The sequence below is a fragment of the Desulfatitalea tepidiphila genome, assembly GCF_001293685.1.
GTDB classification, from domain to species: domain Bacteria; phylum Desulfobacterota; class Desulfobacteria; order Desulfobacterales; family Desulfosarcinaceae; genus Desulfatitalea; species Desulfatitalea tepidiphila.
Genome location: NZ_BCAG01000003.1, coordinates 111,497 through 129,901, shown reverse-complemented (window position 1 = coordinate 129,901; position 18,405 = coordinate 111,497). Strand labels below are relative to the sequence as shown.

Annotated in this window: 17 protein-coding genes; 5 read left to right on the top strand and 12 right to left on the bottom strand. The window is 44.0% G+C overall.

Annotated elements, in window-relative coordinates; genetic code table 11:
• Positions 1–68: 68 nt before the first annotated feature.
• The 3 genes from DFT_RS05210 to DFT_RS05200 form a co-directional block, all read right to left on the bottom strand.
• Positions 69–1,172 (bottom strand): PAS domain-containing protein, encoded by a 1,104-nt coding sequence (locus DFT_RS05210; protein ID WP_054030193.1) that lies wholly within the window; start codon positions 1,170–1,172, stop codon positions 69–71.
• Positions 1,173–1,258: 86 nt separating this feature from the next.
• Positions 1,259–1,534 (bottom strand): HU family DNA-binding protein, encoded by a 276-nt coding sequence (locus DFT_RS05205; protein WP_054030192.1) that lies wholly within the window; start codon positions 1,532–1,534, stop codon positions 1,259–1,261.
• A gap of 35 nt (positions 1,535–1,569) precedes the next feature.
• Entirely contained in the window at positions 1,570–2,226 is a 657-nt protein-coding gene (locus DFT_RS05200) for a hypothetical protein (RefSeq protein WP_054030191.1), read from the bottom strand.
• Positions 2,227–2,515: 289 nt separating this feature from the next.
• Between DFT_RS05200 and DFT_RS05195 the strand changes: the two genes are divergently transcribed.
• Both DFT_RS05195 and DFT_RS24840 read left to right on the top strand, forming a co-directional pair.
• On the top strand, positions 2,516–3,541 hold the full coding sequence (locus DFT_RS05195) for a DUF1848 domain-containing protein (RefSeq protein WP_054030190.1): 1,026 nt from the start codon (positions 2,516–2,518) through the stop codon (positions 3,539–3,541).
• Between the two features lie 49 nt (positions 3,542–3,590).
• The gene (locus tag DFT_RS24840) at positions 3,591–4,325 is read left to right on the top strand and encodes a lambda-exonuclease family protein (protein ID WP_076750400.1); all 735 of its coding nucleotides are present in this window, start codon (positions 3,591–3,593) and stop codon (positions 4,323–4,325) included.
• 78 nt (positions 4,326–4,403) lie between these two features.
• Here the strand turns inward: DFT_RS24840 and DFT_RS05185 are convergent, their stop codons facing one another.
• From DFT_RS05185 to DFT_RS05155, 8 genes are all read right to left on the bottom strand, one after another.
• Positions 4,404–5,333, bottom strand: coding sequence for a DUF932 domain-containing protein (locus tag DFT_RS05185; protein WP_054030188.1), 930 nt, complete (start codon positions 5,331–5,333; stop codon positions 4,404–4,406).
• 347 nt (positions 5,334–5,680) lie between these two features.
• Complete coding sequence (locus DFT_RS05180) at positions 5,681–6,157, bottom strand: hypothetical protein (RefSeq protein ID WP_054030187.1); 477 nt, start codon at positions 6,155–6,157, stop codon at positions 5,681–5,683.
• 80 nt (positions 6,158–6,237) lie between these two features.
• A complete protein-coding gene (locus DFT_RS05175) occupies positions 6,238–8,115 on the bottom strand; it encodes an ATP-dependent helicase (RefSeq protein WP_054030186.1) in 1,878 nt (625 codons plus the stop codon).
• Entirely contained in the window at positions 8,112–8,402 is a 291-nt protein-coding gene (locus DFT_RS05170) for a hypothetical protein (protein WP_054030185.1), read from the bottom strand. Before DFT_RS05170 ends, DFT_RS05175 begins: the two co-directional genes overlap by 4 nt.
• On the bottom strand, positions 8,380–9,207 hold the full coding sequence (locus tag DFT_RS05165) for a RecB family exonuclease (RefSeq protein ID WP_054030184.1): 828 nt from the start codon (positions 9,205–9,207) through the stop codon (positions 8,380–8,382). The genes DFT_RS05170 and DFT_RS05165 overlap by 23 nt, the downstream gene beginning before the upstream one ends.
• A gap of 145 nt (positions 9,208–9,352) precedes the next feature.
• A complete protein-coding gene (locus DFT_RS05160) occupies positions 9,353–10,336 on the bottom strand; it encodes an SWIM zinc finger family protein (protein ID WP_054030183.1) in 984 nt (327 codons plus the stop codon).
• Positions 10,296–10,427 carry a hypothetical protein gene (locus tag DFT_RS26930; RefSeq protein ID WP_268750665.1) on the bottom strand — a complete coding sequence of 44 codons (132 nt, stop codon included), beginning with the start codon at positions 10,425–10,427 and terminating at the stop codon, positions 10,296–10,298. The genes DFT_RS05160 and DFT_RS26930 overlap by 41 nt, the downstream gene beginning before the upstream one ends.
• Positions 10,428–10,442: 15 nt before the next feature.
• Entirely contained in the window at positions 10,443–10,787 is a 345-nt protein-coding gene (locus tag DFT_RS05155) for a single-stranded DNA-binding protein (RefSeq protein WP_054030182.1), read from the bottom strand.
• Positions 10,788–11,076: 289 nt separating this feature from the next.
• Between DFT_RS05155 and DFT_RS05150 the strand changes: the two genes are divergently transcribed.
• Genes DFT_RS05150 through DFT_RS05140 form a run of 3 tightly spaced genes read left to right on the top strand, consistent with a single transcriptional unit; the run spans position 11,077 to position 16,853 of the window.
• Positions 11,077–13,416, top strand: a complete 2,340-nt coding sequence (locus DFT_RS05150) for a site-specific DNA-methyltransferase (protein WP_054030181.1) — start codon at positions 11,077–11,079, stop codon at positions 13,414–13,416.
• Complete coding sequence (locus DFT_RS05145) at positions 13,416–16,100, top strand: DEAD/DEAH box helicase (RefSeq protein WP_054030180.1); 2,685 nt, start codon at positions 13,416–13,418, stop codon at positions 16,098–16,100. Before DFT_RS05150 ends, DFT_RS05145 begins: the two co-directional genes overlap by 1 nt.
• A gap of 57 nt (positions 16,101–16,157) precedes the next feature.
• Positions 16,158–16,853 carry a hypothetical protein gene (locus DFT_RS05140; RefSeq protein ID WP_152971871.1) on the top strand — a complete coding sequence of 232 codons (696 nt, stop codon included), beginning with the start codon at positions 16,158–16,160 and terminating at the stop codon, positions 16,851–16,853.
• Positions 16,854–17,174: 321 nt separating this feature from the next.
• Here DFT_RS05140 and DFT_RS24835 read toward each other — a convergent pair whose 3' ends face one another.
• Positions 17,175–18,287, bottom strand: a complete 1,113-nt coding sequence (locus DFT_RS24835; RefSeq protein WP_076750399.1) for a M23 family metallopeptidase — start codon at positions 18,285–18,287, stop codon at positions 17,175–17,177.
• Positions 18,288–18,405: the final 118 nt, after the last annotated feature.

Sequence of the window (18,405 nt, the reverse complement as noted above, 5' to 3'; positions counted from 1 at the left end):
TATCCAAGAGATTGAACTCTATCGGTTTCCCGCATAGGGAGCAAGTTTCAACAGAGGTCTGCCCATAGCTATTTTTTGGGTTTATCCTCTCGTTTTTTAAACCAATCCTCATTGCCATACAATTTTTCCGCACATTCGGGGCAGAGGCTGTGGCTGAAATCAACCTCCGCATGTCTTTTTATGTACGCCTCTATCTTGGTCCAATATCCCTTGTCGTCTCGAATTTTCTTGCACGCTGAACAAATTGGGAGCAGTCCTTTCAGCGTCCGAACATTGGCCAGCGCGTCTTGGAGCTCTGATATCAGTCGTTCCCGATCCTGTTCTGCACGTTTCATGGCGGTAATATCTCTTACGGTTTCTATTGCCCCGACCACATTGCCTTCTGAATTGTAAAGCTTTCCAGCGGTCCCCTCAAAATATCTTCCGTCGATTCCAAGTGATGAGCTGAAGGCAACACTGGCAAACAAGTCACCGTTAATTTCCTTTATAGACAGGTATTGCTTTTCATAATCCCTATCCGGCTTTAATACCAAATCGATGAGGGTGGGACGCGGTTCTCCGTAAAATGGGACGGAATAGGCATAGTCGCCCTTTCCGAGAATCTTTTCCTTCTTGATGCCGCTCATCTTTTCCATTGCCCGATTCCATGCCACCACACGTCCTTCGATGTCGATGACACACGTTGGATCAGGCAAAAACTCTATGATGTCGGCCAGACGGCGTTGTGAATCTGCCAGCGCTTGTTCGGCACGCTTTTTTTCGGTGATGTCGTGAGATATCCCAACAATAATTTGTCCGCTCTTTTTGTCTTTGAAGATCGATTTACGAGTCAGTATCGTGCGCAACTCTCCCTGAGCATCGGTATAAGTCTCTTCATTGGAATTGGCGCATCCCGTTTCAAGGACCAAGTTATCCTTTTGCCAAAAAATATCGGCTTGCTCCTTGGTGTGGATGTCGTAATCTGTTTTGCCGATTAACTCTTCTCTACTGCGGCCCAACGCTGCACAAAAGGCATCATTCAAATAGATCCATCGATGGTTTGCATCTTTGACAAAAATAAGATCGGGAATGTTGTTCAGGATATTGTTGAAGAATTGTTCTTTGGTTTGAAGTTCATTTTCCAGCTCTTTGACCCTTTGCCCTAATTCTGCGTAGGACGGTTTCGATTCCATATTGCCACCTCTTCAGGATCAAAATCAGATCAATGCAAGGTCTCGATGCAGATTCAAGGATGTGCCCTTTTGTTAATTCAAAGCAATTATCGATCCACCCGCTTCTTCAACTCCGTTCCCACTTTAAAAAACGGCAGCTTCTTTGGTTTAACGACGACCTTCTCACCCGATCTTGGATTGCGCCCGGCATATGAATCATATGTTTTGATGTGAAACGAGCACAATCCCCGAATTTCAACCCGGTCACCTTTTTCAAGCGCTTTGGCCATTTCACCGAAAAATATGTCGACACATTTGGTTGCTTCGGGCTTGGTCAGGTTCTGGGCATCCTTCAGGGCCTGGATCAGTTCGAGTTTGTTCATTGTATCTCCCTGGCATCAGTGTGAGTTGAGATGGTTCAGTTTTCTGGCCATTTAAGGACCTCCTTAATCACTGGACCAGGTATTGGCCTTGGCAATATTATCGTTCCCAATCCATCTCCATCCCCAACCTCAACACCTCGACCCTCTACAAACTCCCTGACGGTGGCCGCTGCAACCCAGGCATCCAGCATATCCTTGGGGCCAGGCCTGCATGCCGAAAAATCGATGTCGACCCTAACATCCCTGACACCGGAAAGAAGGGTATAGGAAGCGCTGGGGAATACTTCATGTATTCTGGCCTGACCCTCTAAAGTCTCATAGAGACGAAAGCCCAATTTCATCCATGCAGGAGCCTGTATTTTGATCGGGGTCCATTGAGGATTTGCGATACGATGGGCGGAAAGCACAATTTCACAATGCCGGCCATTTCCAATTCGGTTATTGCTTTGATTCCATCTCCGCTGATTGCCGTTCCAAAACCAAATGCGTTTTGTTTCAAGTGGCATTCTTGGTGCATCGATGCCGATCTGGACAGGCCTGCGTAATACTATCCATTTGACGAGACTCACAGCATCATTCAGAGGATCATCTGAGAACCAACCAGACTCAGTGAGGGTCCCCTGATCGTCTATTACTGCATAGCTACAGTGTCGGCGGATTTGAACATCTATGCCCAAGTAATAGGATGCCATTTTCCCCTTCTTGGGTAAGTATTGGGATCTATTTTAATGTGTTGATATATCGAATTATTTAGATGTGTCAGCAATTTATGTCAACCTTTAACAAAACTTAAAATATTTTCGCAATACAAATTCCGTTCCCACTAAAATATTGATTCTTATGTTTCTTAATTTTACCAGATTAGAGCTCGTCGTTAATACATAGCGTTGTATTGTTTTTGAAAGCTTATGGTATTTAAACAATTGCCAATAATCATAAGTAAGAAAAGGATTATTTATACAAAAATATGGAGATTATCCAATGGCATTTAAAGGATGGGACCGAATTCAAATAACTTCAGATAACGGGCAAACTGTTTCAGCGATCGCCCCAGTAATTATTTCGGCCAGCAGAGCTACCGACCTTCCAGCATTTCATTGGAAGTGGTTTTTTCATCGCCTAAATATCGGTCATGCTGCTTGGGTAAATCCTTTTAATAAAACAAAACAGTATGTCTCCTTTTCAAAAGCTCGCGTCTTCGTTTTTTGGACAAAAAATCCATCTATCTTTATGAAGGATTTAGATGAATTAAACAAACGGAATATCAATTATTATTTCCAATTTACTCTGAACGATTATGAAACTGAAGGATTAGAACCAGGCATTCCCCCACTCCAAAAGCGGATCGACACATTTAAAAGTCTGTCTGATACAATCGGGAAGGAAAGAGTCATCTGGCGCTTTGATCCTCTCATTTTAGTTGGGGGGATAACACACGATGCTTTATTGGATAAAGTGCATCGTATTGGATTGGAATTAAAAGGATATACAGAAAAATTGGTGTTTAGCTTCGCGGATATAGGTAACTATAAAAAAGTAATTGCCAGCTTAAATAAGGCTAAGCTCCAGCATAGAGAATTTACTGAAGATTTAATGGTTCAAATGGGTTCAGGCATTGGCAAAATTGCAAAGGAGCTGTCTTTGGATGCCTGTACATGTGGTGAAGGATTGGATTTGTCCCCGTATGGGATTTCTCACAACAAGTGTATCGATGACGATTTGATGATAAGATTATTTTCTCACGATGATCAACTAATGAATTTTTTAAATCCTACCACGCAATTGACAGGCATTATGGATAGTATACCGGGTCCAACGGCCTCTAATGCACCTAAAGATCCGGGCCAACGGAAAGAATGTGGCTGTATTGTTAGTAAAGATATCGGACAATATGACACCTGCGGTCATTTTTGCCAATATTGTTATGCCAACAAAAATAAAAACATTGTCCGGAAAAATTTGACTTTCGCAAGAGGACATATGGGCGAAACCATTGTTCCACTCTAAATGATACTATATGCAAATCACTGTAGCATGATGCAATGAAGGAGTTGAAATGATCTATACGGAAGAAACCTTAAAATCTATAATTAGATGTACTACATGTCAGCAGCGGCTGCGTGTCCCTATCAATATTGGGCAGATCCGTGTTACCTGTTCTAAATGCAAATCTTGTTTTATTGTCGATACTGGAAATAAACCTCATTATCACCACGTACAGCTTCCTTATCAGGTTATTGATATTCAACAAGGATCCACTGCTTGGCTTGCATGGAGAGATTCTGGTCTGGGTTCATCAGATGCACCTACGATTATGGGAGAAAATCCTTGGAAAAGCCGTAAACAACTTTTGTATGAAAAAAAGAATAAAATTCGAATTAAAGCCAATGCCGCTATGGCTCGTGGAACTTCTCTTGAACCTGAGGCACGAAAAAAGTATGAAGAAATGAAAAAGATTTCTGTACATCCAATATGCCTTAAGAGTTCAAAATTTGATTGGTTGTTAGCAAGCGTTGACGGATTATCTAAAGATGGACGTTTTGTGGTTGAAATAAAATGTGGAAATAGTGTTTACAGAAATACGAGATCGACTAACAAAGTACCAAAATATTATTATGGTCAGTTGCAGCATATTTTGGCAGTAACAGATTTACCTATGATAGATTTTTGGTGTTACCTTCCGGACCTGCCAGGAATTAACATAAATGTTTACAAGGATGACCGCTACATAGCTGAATTACTGGAAAATGAAATGGAATTTTGGAATGACCTCAAAAAGCTTGGGAATTAAAATTTGAAGCAGAGGCCCCAAAGGATTCTTCCAAGGGGGCCTTTCCCTTCTCACAGAAAACGAACCACAGTTCGTTTTTCAGTTCAACATCCCCAATATATTCCCGCCGACACGCGATAGCCGAAAACTGGATTCGGCTGGCAAATCCTCCTTCTGTGCCGCCCTGGTATACGTGTTAACCACATGGAACATGGTCTCTCCTGCTTCATGAAGCCATGCCCGTTCCACAGCATCCTTTTCACCGCCATTCAAAGCAAACTGTCGATTGAAGCTGGCCAGGGTCGATTCAGGATTTTCCACTCTTGATTCCAACGACAACCGGAACTGTTCCCGCTGAGCGCCCAACTCCAGCGATACCTTGTCCATCACGATGGGAAATTCGTTCAAAATCTTGGTGCTCACATGCCTATACGACGCAGAGACATCGGATTTCGCCACCAACCCGTTTGTGCAGACCAGTCTCAACACAAACGCCGCAATGGATAGCGATGCCAATCCCACTTCAGAATTGGATATGGAGATGCCCGGTTTGAATTTGTCTCCGTTGATGTCAAATGCCTTGGCACCATCCGGGATGCTCAACGACATGAACTCTGTATCCAGATGACATTGGACCGGTGTCTCGGGTTTATATCCCAGAGAGTCCAGGCGCTCCATCACTTCAAAGTTATCCACGGGGATATACTTGGTGGTAAAGACTGCTCGAACTTCCTGTCCATCGAAACGGAAAAGCAGCTGATCATTTTTCTCATGCTTGATCCAGTGATTCAAATTCATCGCCTGCACATCGGATGGACATCTGGTCAAATACGGGTATGGGATTCCCAGACGATTGGATATGGATCGTTGCGCCACAGGTCTTAGCGGATGGGGTTCACCTGCAATGCGAACGATGTCCAGGTTATCAAACGATATGTCCGGCACAGCGATGTTATGATCGAAACAGTTTACCGACATGGCATCCACGCGGTCGAACACTTTACCAAGGGTGGTCAGATTGGGTTTCATACGATTCTCCTTTAAAGGTTGAATTCCGGAAGATGCGCCTTTCACCACCTGGCGCACTATATTTTCCCTGACGACTCTTTCAGGGTGCGTATCCATGCAAGCGGACGGATGGCTTCCGGAAAATTTGAATTTATTGATTGTCGGTGATGATTACCGGCTGGTGGGATTCTCGTTGGTCTGACAATGGGTGGGATTGAATCTTCGGGACTTGAACTTCCATGGGTTTGATTCTGTATGGTCGCAACGATCATCATGGCTACGATCCCGTTTGCATTTCCCATGCAGTTTACTTCTCAACTTACGGGTCGTCAGCTTTTCAAATGGATAGGCCATGTCATCACCTCCATCTAATCGGGCAGATAGGGCTCTCCCAGGTCAAACAGACAGATCGATACGGGCATGGATATGGTCGGATAGAGCGAATCCACGTCCTCTTTGACCATGTTCACGATATCCCCATAGGGACTCTTTTCGCTGCGTTTGGCGGTCAGCATGAGGATACCTGCTTCGATGTTGCCCTTGTCATAGCCGATCTGAAGACGCATCAGACCTTCCAGGATGTATTCGTAAGCGCTAAAATGCCCATCGATGGCCACACCGTGCTTAAAGCCCTTGTATTGGTAACGGCGGCCGGCGATGACATTGAGGCATCCGCTTTCACGCCATCCCATCTCATCCAGGGCAAGACGTAGCAGCTCTTTTCGATAAAGCGATCCTTGCAGGGCGGTAAACACATATTCCATGGTCATGGCCACATCCGAGACCATTGCCTTTTGCTCGATGATCTTGTCTGCGTCTCTGAAATGAATCAGCTGAAAATCCACGATTGGACCTCCTTTTATATAAGGTGTGATTCGATAATGGGTTGAATTAAGAACGAGTGCTGTAGCGGTTGTGCGGGGTTTTAAGCGGCGGATTTTTGCAGGTCGACGTCACGCTTGCCGAGCATTTCATCCAGAAACTGGGACTTTTTGGCTGGTTGTCCCAGATAGTTCAATGGGTATGACACAAACAGCAGTTTCATGGCCCTTGATATGGCGACAAAACATATGCGCCTTTCTTCTTCCAGGTTTCCTTTACCGCTGGGCATCAGTCCCTCAACCAGACCAATGACGAACACCACGGCAAACTCCAATCCCTTTGCCTTATGCACGGTCATTAAACTCACGCCCTCTTTGTCGTCACCCACTGTCTCGTCGGTGAAGCTGTCGGCATATTCGAGAAAGGCGGCAATGGTCGAATAGCGGGCGGCCGCTAATTGTAATTGATTGATGTTTGAAATTTTGATGTCATCGGGGCTGGGAATGTCTTCGTCCACGACAAAGCGATCATAGTCCCAGATGATGCGAATCTTCTGTATGACCTGCACTGGCTCTAATGTTTCGGCGGTTTCAATCAACGGGTCCATGAAAGCCACAAATTCTCTGATCAGCTTTCTCACATAGGGCACCGCGATGATCATGGACTTTAATCCCGCATACAGATGAATCCCCCGCTTCCGGCAGTAATCTTTTAATTGGTCCTTGACCTGGTTGCTTACATAACGGACCGGCACATTGAGGATGTTGAGCAATGCCTCGTCTGCCTCATCGCTATCCGGGGCATGGATCACCCGCAGATAGTCGAGCAAACACTTGACCTCATGACGATCATAAAAGGTCCGGCCGCTTTGAATGTGATACGGGATTTTGTTTTGCAAGAAGGCCTCTTCCACATACCGGGATTGAAAATTTGCTCGATAGAGCACGGCAATGTCGCTGTATTGATAACCACGGCGCTCGATAAGATCCACGATTTCATTGACCACGCCCATCGCTTCTGTCTCTTCGTTAGATGCTTCGAGTACAACGACATCATCCCCATCCGGGTTGTCGGTCTTTAACTCCTTGTGGATCTGCTTGACGTTGTGACGGATCAGGTTCTGACAGGCAGTGAGGATCTGGGGCGTTGAGCGATAATTCAGATCGAGAATGAACTGACGAGAGCCGGGGAACATCGATTGAAAGTTTAAAATATTGCCAACGGATGCTCCAGTAAATGAATAGATCGCTTGATGATCATCGCCAGCTACCCAAAAACTCGAAGCGTCAAGATTGCCGTCTTCCCGAATCAACAGGCGCAGCAACTCGAACTGCACCGGGTTGGTGTCTTGAAATTCATCGACAAGGATCGATTGAAAGCTGCCCTGGTATTTCGCTCGTACTTCATCGTTATCCCGCAGCAGGAAGTAGGTTTCAAGGAGCAGGTCATCAAAATCGAGCAGCAGTTTGTGTTCCTTGGCTTCATCGTATGCCTGGTAGATGTCAGAAATGCGCATCATGGTCTTGTCGCCGGAAAAGAGCGCTTTAAACTCTATCGGGTCGATGATGTTGTTTTTGGCCAGAGAGATTTCTCGCAGCACGGTCCCAACGGTCAGATCCTTTACCTTCAATCCTTTCATGACATTTTTGATGAACACCAGCTGCTCTTTGCCGGATAGGATTTCAAAGACTTTGCCCTCGACCTTGAGCAGATGCAGACAAAACGAATGGATAGTGGACAATCGGACCCGTGACGACATCTCTCCCAACACCGGCACCAGGCGTGATCGCATTTCGTCGGCGGCGTTCCTGGTAAACGTCAATCCAAGGATATGCTCGGGCGGTATGCCGTATTCGGTGACAAGGATGCCGATCCTTTCCATCATGGTTCTGGTTTTACCGCTACCCGGCACTGCTATGACGGCGGCGATGCCCTCTTTGAAATTAGCTGCTTCCTGTTGTTTGGGATTTAATTCGCTCATGCTGCCTGATCCTCCTTTTCAAGGTTGCGAATCGTGTTGATGGCCATCTTGATGCGGAAGCGCTTGGCCACCAGCTCATTGATCTGGGAACTGGTCTTGTCCTCCTGAATCAACCTGGATAATGCCTTGCCGTAATCTTTATGAAGTTCCTGCAAAAATGACACGACCGCCTCGGGTGGATGGCGTCTTAGCAACAACTCCACATTCACAATTTGATAGACCCGGTCCCCGTCTGACTGCATGAACGTTAAAAACGATTGAACGTCATGGATGGCTCGCTTGGTCATACTCTTCTCCTTCCAGATAAGCGTCACAGGCCTGTTTGTAGGCGCACCCTTTGCACTTCCAGCTGGTATCGTTGGGCACGAACACTTCCTTTGATATCCCATCCCACACCTGCCTGGCCTTTTTGATCAGGCGCCGTTCATCAAGCTCTGTACGGGTAGTCCAATACTGTTCACAACGAGGTACTTTCGTTTTTATCAAGGTGTCGAAGCGCAGCAGGATCTCATGATCGGCGTATCCATTTTGCTTGGCGGCGATCTGATACATGGTCAGTTGTTGATTGCTGTCCACCTCATCCTTTGAATAGGCCCGACCAGATGTCTTGAAATCGGTAATGATGATGGTGCCGGAATTGTCCTGTTCGACCAGATCCATTGCCCCGATGATGGGAATGTCGATACCCGGCAGGTTGAAACTGAACGCCTCTTCTATGGCCAGGATGGTAAAATCGTCATCGGGCAACTTGGTATACCAGGCAGTCAGTAGATCTCTTCCAAACATCAAAAGCGAGTTGTAATCGTTACCGTCCGCATACCGGATATCATCGCGGCCCCTTGCCATATCCAGCCAGGTGAACACGAAAAACTCATGGACATCCTTGAGCAACATCCTGTCCCCCATCATCTTGGCGCTGTAATATGCTTCAAGCACCCGATGAATGCAGGTGCCAAATTCCAGGGCATCGGATTTAAATTCCATAGGCAGTTTGTCGATGCGCCCAAATTTATACAGCAGCGAGCACTCCACATATTCGTTGATGCTCGATGCCGATAGGTGCGGCGTTTGCCTGAGCTCACTTAAAACCATTATCAGTTCCTCCTCATAGGCATCCTAAAAACGCAGTTGCTGCGTATTTGTTAAAATACGAAGGCGATAGGCATCCGGTTGGCGCGAGTTAGGATCTGCCTATCGCCTTTAAAAAGGCATACGTTAAGGATCTGCTATCTTTAGGTTAGGCAGCAGTCTGCAGTTGCCGGATGAAGGCCGAGGCATCGCTGCTGGTTAGGTTGTCGAGCGTGACGCCATAGGATTCTTCAACCATGCACTCGATCTCTTCCACGCTGATTCCCCGGCGTCTGGACAGATTGAAGATGGCACGGCGCTGCGCCTCACTCATCCCAGCACGGGCAGGACTCTTTGCATCATCCTTTCGAACAGACTCTTTGGCGTCCTGGTTTTCCACGGCAGGCGCCATTTGCGCTGCGTCTGATTTCGGTTGGTCATCTTCAGCTGCACTCTTTTTCGGCGCCTTTGAAGGAGCCTTTTTCGCCGGTTTGGATTGCGCTTTAGGATGCTCATGATTTGCCCCTTCGTTGATGGCTTCATTGATGTCTGCAAGCTCTTCAAGTGCGGTCATCCCCACATTGGTGTACGACCGAAGCGCTCTTGCAATGGCACGGGTACTTGCCATCCTGAGCAGATGTTTCGATACCTTGCTCGAACAATTGGAGGGATTGGCGTCTCCGATGTCCGAATATGTTTCACCGAGTTTTGACATTACGGTTGCCCGACAGACAGCAAAGTTCCCATTGTCCCCGGTGGGCATCTGAACGATTTCAACTTCGATGCTGGAAATCCCTTTTTGATGTCCCAGATCGAGCAGGCCGGGATATTTGACAAATTCCTTTCCCTCGATCTTGGTGATCCAGCGTTCATCCAGTTTTGGAGCTTGCCGTTCTAAGAAAGTGGCCCCTTCGACCTGCTTTTGGGGAATGGCGTTGTATACGGCAAGGATGTGTTTGCATTTAAAATCGGGTGACTTTTTCACATTGCGGGCATAGTCTCCGCAGGTGCAGCTATCTCCGGCATCGCTGATGATCACGTTGTATAAAATCTTGCCCTCGCTGCTTTCAACGAAGTATTGGCCGTCATCGCTTTGCAGCACTTTAAGTTGTTCAGCCTTCTGGTTTCTTTTTTGTATCTCTTTTGCCGTCATGGTTCCTCCGTTTCTCCGTGAGTATGATTTTGAGCCAGTCGAGCAGCTCAAGTCCAATTGCGATGATCAGTTCAACGGTTCTTGTTTTCATCGCCCTCCTTGTGGTTCAGATAGGGACATCATCGGCTGGGTTGTCGCCAAATCCCCTGCCGTCTGTTTTGATAAACTCGATGGTATTGGCAATGAGCTGGATCGATGACCGGGTGACGCCCTCATCGGTTTCCCATTTATTCTGGTCCAAGATGCCGGCCACAGCGATGCGGGCGCCTTTGTGCAGATGACGCTCGGTGATTTCTGCCAGTTTTTGAAAGCAGGTGATCTTGATCCAGCCGGTCTTTTTCTTGGATGACCGGAATGCCAGGTTGAATGTGGCTATCGGGTCGCCGTCGCTGGAATAGAAAATCTCGGGGTCGGCGCCCAGGTTGCCGGTTAAAATGCAGGAATTGAGCATGGATTTGCCTCCTTGGTTGGGTTGATGGATTTAGGTGGGTGGGTTTGGTGGTCTATTGGGGATTAATATATATAGATGGAGGCGGGGTGGAGGGATTTGGGGGAATGATTTTGCCGAGATATAAAAAGCGATAAAAAGAGAATGATATTATGTAGTTCTTGACATAGTTGAAAAATAAAAACAAAATGCAACCGAAATCTCAAATAAAGTGTATTTTTTATAGCCTTTCAAAGCCTTACCGCATTAATTGATGCTCAGAACCCTTTAACTGGCTAAAAAAGGGATTCCCATGCCACGTTTGACTGAACAGGAACAACAAGAAATTATCCGATTCATTGAAGCAGACAAACCACTGCCGGAAAAATATCGATTTCTGCTCTTTGCTGAGAAGCGCGAGGTTGAATTGGTTTGGAATGGCAAGACCAACGAGGTTTGCAATATTGTGCTACCTTTTCAAACCATTGAACAGGTGGACGAACCAAGAGCCGAAAAGCCAGCAGATGCTGTTTTGCAAATGGGTTTATTCGATGAACGAGGACGACAACTTAAAGGATGGACCAACAAACTTATATGGGGTGACAATAAACTGATTTTGTCTTCCCTCAAAAACGGTCCAATGAGGGAAGAAATAGAAAAACAGGGCGGTTTAAAGTTAATTTACATCGATCCACCGTTTGATGTGGGGGCCGATTTTTCAATGGATATTCAGATTGGAGGAGACACTTTTACCAAGAAACCTACTATCCTCGAAGAAATTGCTTATCGAGACACTTGGGGTAGAGGAGCTGATTCTTTTATCGCGATGATCTATGAACGGTTGGCTCTTATGAGAGATTTGCTTGCTGAAGATGGAAGTATTTATGTGCATTGTGATTACCGCGTTTCGGCATTTATTAAATTATGCCTTGATGAGGTGTTCGGGGTTAGTTCATTAATAAATGAAATCGTTTGGAAGCGGAGAACTGGCATCCTAAATCAAAGTAGAAAATTTGGTTCATCAACGGATACAATTTATTTTTATGCAAAGTCCCGAGAAAAATACATATTCAACCAACCATATATTCCATATTCTGAGGAAGATCCTTACGTAAAATCCAAGTTCGTTTACACTGATCAGAACGGTAGACGTTATCGTCTTCATGCCATAACGAGTCCGTCTTATAGTCCTTCTCTAATTTACGAATACAAGGGTTATAAACCACCAGCAAATGGATGGTCGTTCAAATTGGAAACGATGAAGGAGTGGGACGCGGCTGGGAAACTATATTTCCCAGATAACAAGGATCAACGCATACAGCGAAAACAGTATTTGGATGAAAGCGAGGGTAAGCCCGCCCAAAGTTTATGGGATGACATTCGCCCAATCAACTCACAAGCACTGGAAGACACAAAGTATCCAACCCAAAAACCCGAAGAATTTGTAGAACGGATGGTTAAAACATCGTCTAATCCGGGTGACCTTGTAGCGGATTTCTTCTGCGGTTCAGGCACAACAGCAGCAGTTGCAGAAAAGCTGGGTCGCAAATGGATAGTTAGCGATTTGGGCAAGTTCGCAATTCATACGACCCGAAAGCGCATGATTGATGTCCAACGCAAATTAAAGGGTGAAGGTAAAAATTATCGTGCATTTGCAATCCTCAATTTGGGAAAATATGAGCGACAACATTATATAGGCGTAAATCCGAATCTCCGCGAAGAACAACGTCAACAAAAAATCGCTGAAAAAGAAGCTGCATTTGTTGAGTTAATCTTGAGGGCATATCGAGCGGAAAAGGTCGACAACTTTGCCTGTTTTCATGGTAAACGTGCAGGAAGACTCGTGGCAATCGGCCCAGTCAACTTACCGGTTTCTCGCCTTTTTGTTGAAGAGATTATCCTTGAGTGCAGAAAAAAACACATCACCAAAGTGGATATCCTCGGGTTCGAGTTCGAAATGGGATTATTCCCGAATGTCTTGGATGAAGCACGTAGCAAGGGGATTGACATTGCACCCAAAATCATACCTGCTGAAGTCTTCGACAAGCGCGCGGTAGATAAAAATCAAGTGGTTTTCCATGACGTCGCGGCCATTGAAGTTAAACCCATTGTAAAGGATGGTAAGAAAGGAAAACCTGCAACGGTAGCTGTGAAGTTGACTGACTTTTCCGTTTTTTATTCTCAGGATTCAATAAAACATGCCGAGGAGACCTTAAAAAACAAGGGCAGCAAAATAGTTGTGGAAAAGGGGCAAATCGTAAAGGTCAACAAGGACGCCAAAGGAATAGTCACTCGTGAGGTTTTGACCCAAAAATGGACCGATTGGATCGATTATTGGGCGGTGGATTTTAATTTTGAGAGCAAACGTGAAATCATCCGAATTAACCGAAGTAAAGGCGTTCAGACAAAAATCGATGGAACAACAGAACCGGTGCAGCTTTCATTTGCTGATTATGAAGAGGTATGGACCGGTGAATACATCTTTGAAAATGAGTGGCAAAGCTTCCGGACCAAGAAGGATCGATCTTTAGAGCTGATTAGCGTCGCTCGGGAATGTCCTCCAGGACGACGCAAAATTGCCGTAAAGGTGGTCGACATCTTTGGCAATGATACGATGACGATCGTTGAGGTCAGCGTAGGAGGCAAAAAATAATGGGCCTGCATCCAGATTTTCCAACTTCCCCTCATGCCATTCTCGATCCTGATATTCGTTGGTTCCCGGCTGATGAATCAATGCGCGAAACGACAATGGATAAGCTCATACCACCGTTGGTAGCGCAGCTTCGCAAAAAGGTTAAAGAGTTCCGAGAGAGTGGTTATGTGGGAGCGACAGACACAACTCGGAGCTTGCTCAGTTGGTGGTTTGATACTCCGCATTTGTTGGAGAAATCGGACGGTATGATGTCCGAATTCCAATATTATTTTGCCCAGCGTGAGGCATTGGAAACCATTGTCTATCTGTATGATGTAGTAGGCGTTCAGGATAAGTTTGATTTAATGCGCTTTGATAGTTCCAATTCAGTTTCGGGAGGAATGTTTGATGAAAGTTGGAAACGATTTGTGATCAAAATGGCCACGGGAAGCGGCAAAACCAAAGTCATGAGTCTTGTAATCACCTGGAGCTTTTTTAACCGACTTTATGAACCAGAATCAACGTTGTCACGCAACTTCCTGGTTATCGCCCCTAATATTATTGTGTTGGATCGCATTTATCATGATTTTCAGGGACTACGCATCTTTTTTGAAGACCCGGTGTTGCCGGAAAATGGTTTTGGTGGCCGCAACTGGCGCGATGATTTTCAACTTACCCTACACAAGCAAGATGAGGTTCGCGTTACCCGTCCAACAGGAAACATCTTTTTGACCAATATTCACCGGGTATACTCTGGGGATGATATTCCTCCCAGCCCCGATGATGAGAATATGATGGATTATTTTCTCGGCAAAAGACCAACGGGCGCTACCACAGATTCCAAAGTCGATCTGGGAATGATCGTACGAGATATCGATGAATTGATGGTTGTCAACGATGAGGCTCATCATGTTCATGATAAAAAACTCGCCTGGTTCAAATCAATCGAAGACATTCATAATCGTCTACTCCAAAAAGGAAGTGCACTTGCTTTGCAGGTGGATGTAACTGCCACCCCAAAACATAATAATGGCTCAATTTTTGTACAAACGATTGCCGATTATCCTCTGGTCGAAGCTATCTGGCAGAATGTTGTCAAACATCCCGTGTTACCCGATGCGCCGAGCAGAGCAAAACTCCATGAGAATCAGAGCGTAAAATACACTGAAAAATATGCAGATTATATCGACCTTGGGGTTATAGAGTGGCGAAAGGCATATGTTGAGCACGAAAAACTTGGAAAAAAAGCCATCTTATTCGTAATGACTGATGATACACGCAATTGTGATGATGTTGACGAATATTTGCAGGGACGTTACCCCGAGCTTAAAGGGGCAGTGCTGGTGATCCACACTAAGAATAACGGTGAAATTTCAGAGGCAGCTACTGGTAAGGCAAAGGAGGACTTGGAAAGACTCCGTGAACAGGCAAATAAAATTGACGAGATGGATAGCCCCTATAAGGCAATTGTCTCGGTCTTGATGCTCAAAGAAGGATGGGATGTCAAAAATGTCACAACCATTGTTGGTCTGCGCGCCTATTCAGCAAAAAGCAACATTTTGCCGGAACAGACACTCGGTCGCGGATTACGAAAAATGTATCCAGGAGGACTGGAAGAGTATGTCAGCGTAATCGGCACTGATGCTTTTATGGACTTTGTCGAGTCCATTCAAGCGGAAGGTGTCGAATTGGAACGAAAGGCGATGGGAGAAGGCACAAAACCGAAAACGCCTCTTATGATAGAAGTAGATGAAAACAATCAAAACAAGGATATCAAAGCCCTGGATATTGAGATACCTGTTCTTTCGCCCCGTAATTATCGGGAATACAAAAATCTAACAGATTTGGACCTCGACAAATTCGATTTTCAACCCGTCCGGTATCTAAAATTTACTCAGGAAGAGCAGCGGGAAATCGTCTTCAAAGATATAACAACAAAAAAAATCGTACACACCACAATGCTTGATGGCGCTGGTAAAGGGGATTATCGCAGCGTTATTGGCTATTTTGCACAAACTATCATGAAAGAATTGCATCTTTTTAGCGGTTACGATGTTCTATATGGAAAAATAAAAGCATTTGTTCGAGATAATTTATTTGCTGCAAAAGTGGATTTGGAAGACCCTAATACTTTGCGCAATTTATCAGAGTTGCCAGCTACTAAAGCGATAATAGAAACATTCAAAAGATCTATCAACGAGTTAACGGTTAGGGATAAAGGAGACGCAGAAATAAGGGATACGATCAAGCTTAGGCACACACGCCCCTTTGTGGTTAAAGATCAGGGTTATCTTATGCCAAAAAAATCCGTTTTTAATAGATTAATTGGTGATGGTCATCTCGAATTGGACTTTGCAAGTTTTCTTGAAAATTGCCCTGATGTGGTTTCTCATGCCAAAAACTATTTTGCTGTGCATTTTAAACTCGATTATGTCAATGCGGATGGGGATATATCCAATTATTACCCGGATTTTTTTGTTAAACTGGCCGATCATCGCGTAGTTATAGCTGAGACCAAAGGCCAAGAGGACCTGGATGTCCCTCAAAAAATGTCAAGACTCAAACAGTGGTGCGAAGATATCAATAGAGTTCAATCTGACGTTGTTTATGATTTCGTATTTGTGGACCAGGAAAGCTTTGAAAAGTATAAACCGAAATCATTTCAACATCTGCTCGATGGTTTCAGGGAATATAAGGACGCATAACTTCTTGTCTTAAGAGGGTTGTAATTATCTTTGGAGATCGATCCATACACAACCTGTATGGCCATCAAACTTAATAATATGATCACCAAGTGCTATATGTGTGAGTCTGAATCAATTTCTCGCGAACACGCCCCTCCACTTTGCCTTTTTCCTGAAGAAAAGGATATGGCCGATGGCAAAAATTACCGCAAAAATTTGATTACTGTTCCAGCTTGTGCTGATCATAATCTTAAAAAATCGCATAATGATGAATATCTTCATTTGATAATCATAAATGGCTACTTTAATAATCCATTAGCCAACAAGCAGTTCAAAACAAAATTGACTCGTGCTTTTAGTCGTAGGCCCGCTTTGTTGACGGCCCTTCACAGTGAGAAATTTCCCGTTACAGTTGATGGCATACCCACGGTTGCGGTATCAATTGATCGTAAAAGGTTTGAGCGTTCAATTGATATGATAATGCGCGCTTTGTATTATCATGTTTATCAACAACATTTATCGATGAAAATTAGAATACATACCCCTTTGTTAGTCAACATTGAAGATGGACCAGCGCACAAAGCATATGAATTGGTAAAAAAATATTGTTTTGCTGTTAGAACCTATTTGGAGGATAAACAACGATACGGTGAGAATCCAGAAATTTTTTGGTTTAAAATTGATCGTAACCAAATGAAAAACTTGGTGTCTTGCCATATGCAATTTTACGGTGGTTTCGATATTTTTGTGACGGCAAATGAACAAGAAGTTTAACTCTTTGAGCAGGACTTTTTTTACTTCACCAATCGTTAAGGCCCGTGTTTGGCAATTCACCAAGGCTATCCGGTTTTAGATTTAATCTTTGGATATTTTCCCACAGGTTTATAGGGCAAAAGACCTTGTCTTCCTGACTATTTTGTTCAAGCTGGTTTATGGTGCCACTCTTCGCACGCTGCATTGTGAAACTGATATATTTTGATTCCCATCCAACAAACCAATTCGGAGTGCATTGCCCTCGATCGCCTTATTCAATTTCATCCAATAAAAAAGGGGGCTATCTTACTTCAAAATAACCCCCTAAATGCCTAATTTATTCTAACCGAAATTTTCTGGATGGGATTCATTTCTTTTTACAGGAATTATAAGAGGTTTTTTGTTAGGATCACGTATTTCTAAATGAATATGTGGTCGATCTTGGCTCTGAACAGTTCCAATAAACTGATGGGCCTCAACGGTATCCCCCACTTTTAAATCATTATGAGGCGACACATACATTACCTTCGCTTCATATTGGTTGTTTTTATTGTTTGCAATAACAATACATTTCAATTTTAATGATTGTTCTAACCGGAATGCCTCAGTTTTCATATAATCAGGATCATAACAAATTTTTTCTTCGTACGCGTTTGAGATTCGAACGATTTTTCCGGGAACAGGAGCATACGCAGGATCTCCTGTTTTAGCTTTATAATCTACTCCATTATGATCATATCTTTTCTCTCTGTATCTTGGTGCAAATTGAAAGCCATATCCTTTATCATCATTGCGAATTTTACCCGTGCCATTAGGTGGGGCTATTTGAAAATTATTATCAACACCTGGCCAATAATCATTCCAATTTAATACAACCTCGATATCTTGAAAAAATGTTTCCTTTTTCTGATCTATTAAATTGCTTGATGAAACTCTTTCTTCATTCGAGGGTTCAGGTTTTTCAACTTCCTTACCATTAGAATCTGTAAACACAACTTCGCCATCATCATTAACAATTACACCACCATTTATACAATTTTCATTACCCATACATAAGGCTTCTTCAAGGTGTGGCATTACGTCTATTTCAAGATGCTGCACTGTTCCATCTACAACTGCTACTCCCCCATGTACTGTAATTTCTAAAGTATTCTTAACAGCCTCTCCAGAACCTATAAAAATATCTTTTGTCCCATTGGTCGCTTTCTTAAAGTTTTCTTTAGGATTTTTTAAAGTAGCTATATCAGCAACAGTTAAAGCGGCACCTGCAAAAGTGTTTCCTAAACCTTTCCCAATTTTATTTATAGATTTCGTAATTTTTTTTGGAGATGGAACGTGCTTCTCAATTTTATTCTCAAGACGTCGAAACCAGCTTTTTGAATAGGCTTGCGGTAATTGATAACAAGTAACAATTGCTATAACTATCAAACTGCAAGCGAGATATTTAATTTTCATGTCTCTTTCTCCCTATCCAAAATGTTCTAAATATTGTATCTTAAGTTTACTGTTCACCTCCCTTAGATTCGAACATTATTAGGGTAGCTTTGATCTATCATGTAAATTTAATTCTGCC

What these genes read in the sequence shown, in the direction of transcription:
- DFT_RS05175 (WP_054030186.1), bottom strand. Translation starts at nt 8,115, where the DNA reads ATGAGCGAATTAAATCCCAAACAACAGGAAGCAGCTAATTTCAAAGAG.
- DFT_RS05170 (WP_054030185.1), bottom strand. Translation starts at nt 8,402, where the DNA reads ATGACCAAGCGAGCCATCCATGACGTTCAATCGTTTTTAACGTTCATG.
- DFT_RS05205 (WP_054030192.1), bottom strand. Translation starts at nt 1,534, where the DNA reads ATGAACAAACTCGAACTGATCCAGGCCCTGAAGGATGCCCAGAACCTG.
- DFT_RS05150 (WP_054030181.1), top strand. Translation starts at nt 11,077, where the DNA reads ATGCCACGTTTGACTGAACAGGAACAACAAGAAATTATCCGATTCATT.
- DFT_RS05165 (WP_054030184.1), bottom strand. Translation starts at nt 9,207, where the DNA reads ATGGTTTTAAGTGAGCTCAGGCAAACGCCGCACCTATCGGCATCGAGC.
- DFT_RS05200 (WP_054030191.1), bottom strand. Translation starts at nt 2,226, where the DNA reads ATGGCATCCTATTACTTGGGCATAGATGTTCAAATCCGCCGACACTGT.
- DFT_RS05210 (WP_054030193.1), bottom strand. Translation starts at nt 1,172, where the DNA reads ATGGAATCGAAACCGTCCTACGCAGAATTAGGGCAAAGGGTCAAAGAG.
- DFT_RS24840 (WP_076750400.1), top strand. Translation starts at nt 3,591, where the DNA reads ATGATCTATACGGAAGAAACCTTAAAATCTATAATTAGATGTACTACA.
- DFT_RS05140 (WP_152971871.1), top strand. Translation starts at nt 16,158, where the DNA reads ATGGCCATCAAACTTAATAATATGATCACCAAGTGCTATATGTGTGAG.
- DFT_RS05155 (WP_054030182.1), bottom strand. Translation starts at nt 10,787, where the DNA reads ATGCTCAATTCCTGCATTTTAACCGGCAACCTGGGCGCCGACCCCGAG.
- DFT_RS05160 (WP_054030183.1), bottom strand. Translation starts at nt 10,336, where the DNA reads ATGACGGCAAAAGAGATACAAAAAAGAAACCAGAAGGCTGAACAACTT.
- DFT_RS05185 (WP_054030188.1), bottom strand. Translation starts at nt 5,333, where the DNA reads ATGAAACCCAATCTGACCACCCTTGGTAAAGTGTTCGACCGCGTGGAT.
- DFT_RS26930 (WP_268750665.1), bottom strand. Translation starts at nt 10,427, where the DNA reads ATGAAAACAAGAACCGTTGAACTGATCATCGCAATTGGACTTGAGCTG.
- DFT_RS24835 (WP_076750399.1), bottom strand. Translation starts at nt 18,287, where the DNA reads ATGAAAATTAAATATCTCGCTTGCAGTTTGATAGTTATAGCAATTGTT.
- DFT_RS05195 (WP_054030190.1), top strand. Translation starts at nt 2,516, where the DNA reads ATGGCATTTAAAGGATGGGACCGAATTCAAATAACTTCAGATAACGGG.
- DFT_RS05145 (WP_054030180.1), top strand. Translation starts at nt 13,416, where the DNA reads ATGGGCCTGCATCCAGATTTTCCAACTTCCCCTCATGCCATTCTCGAT.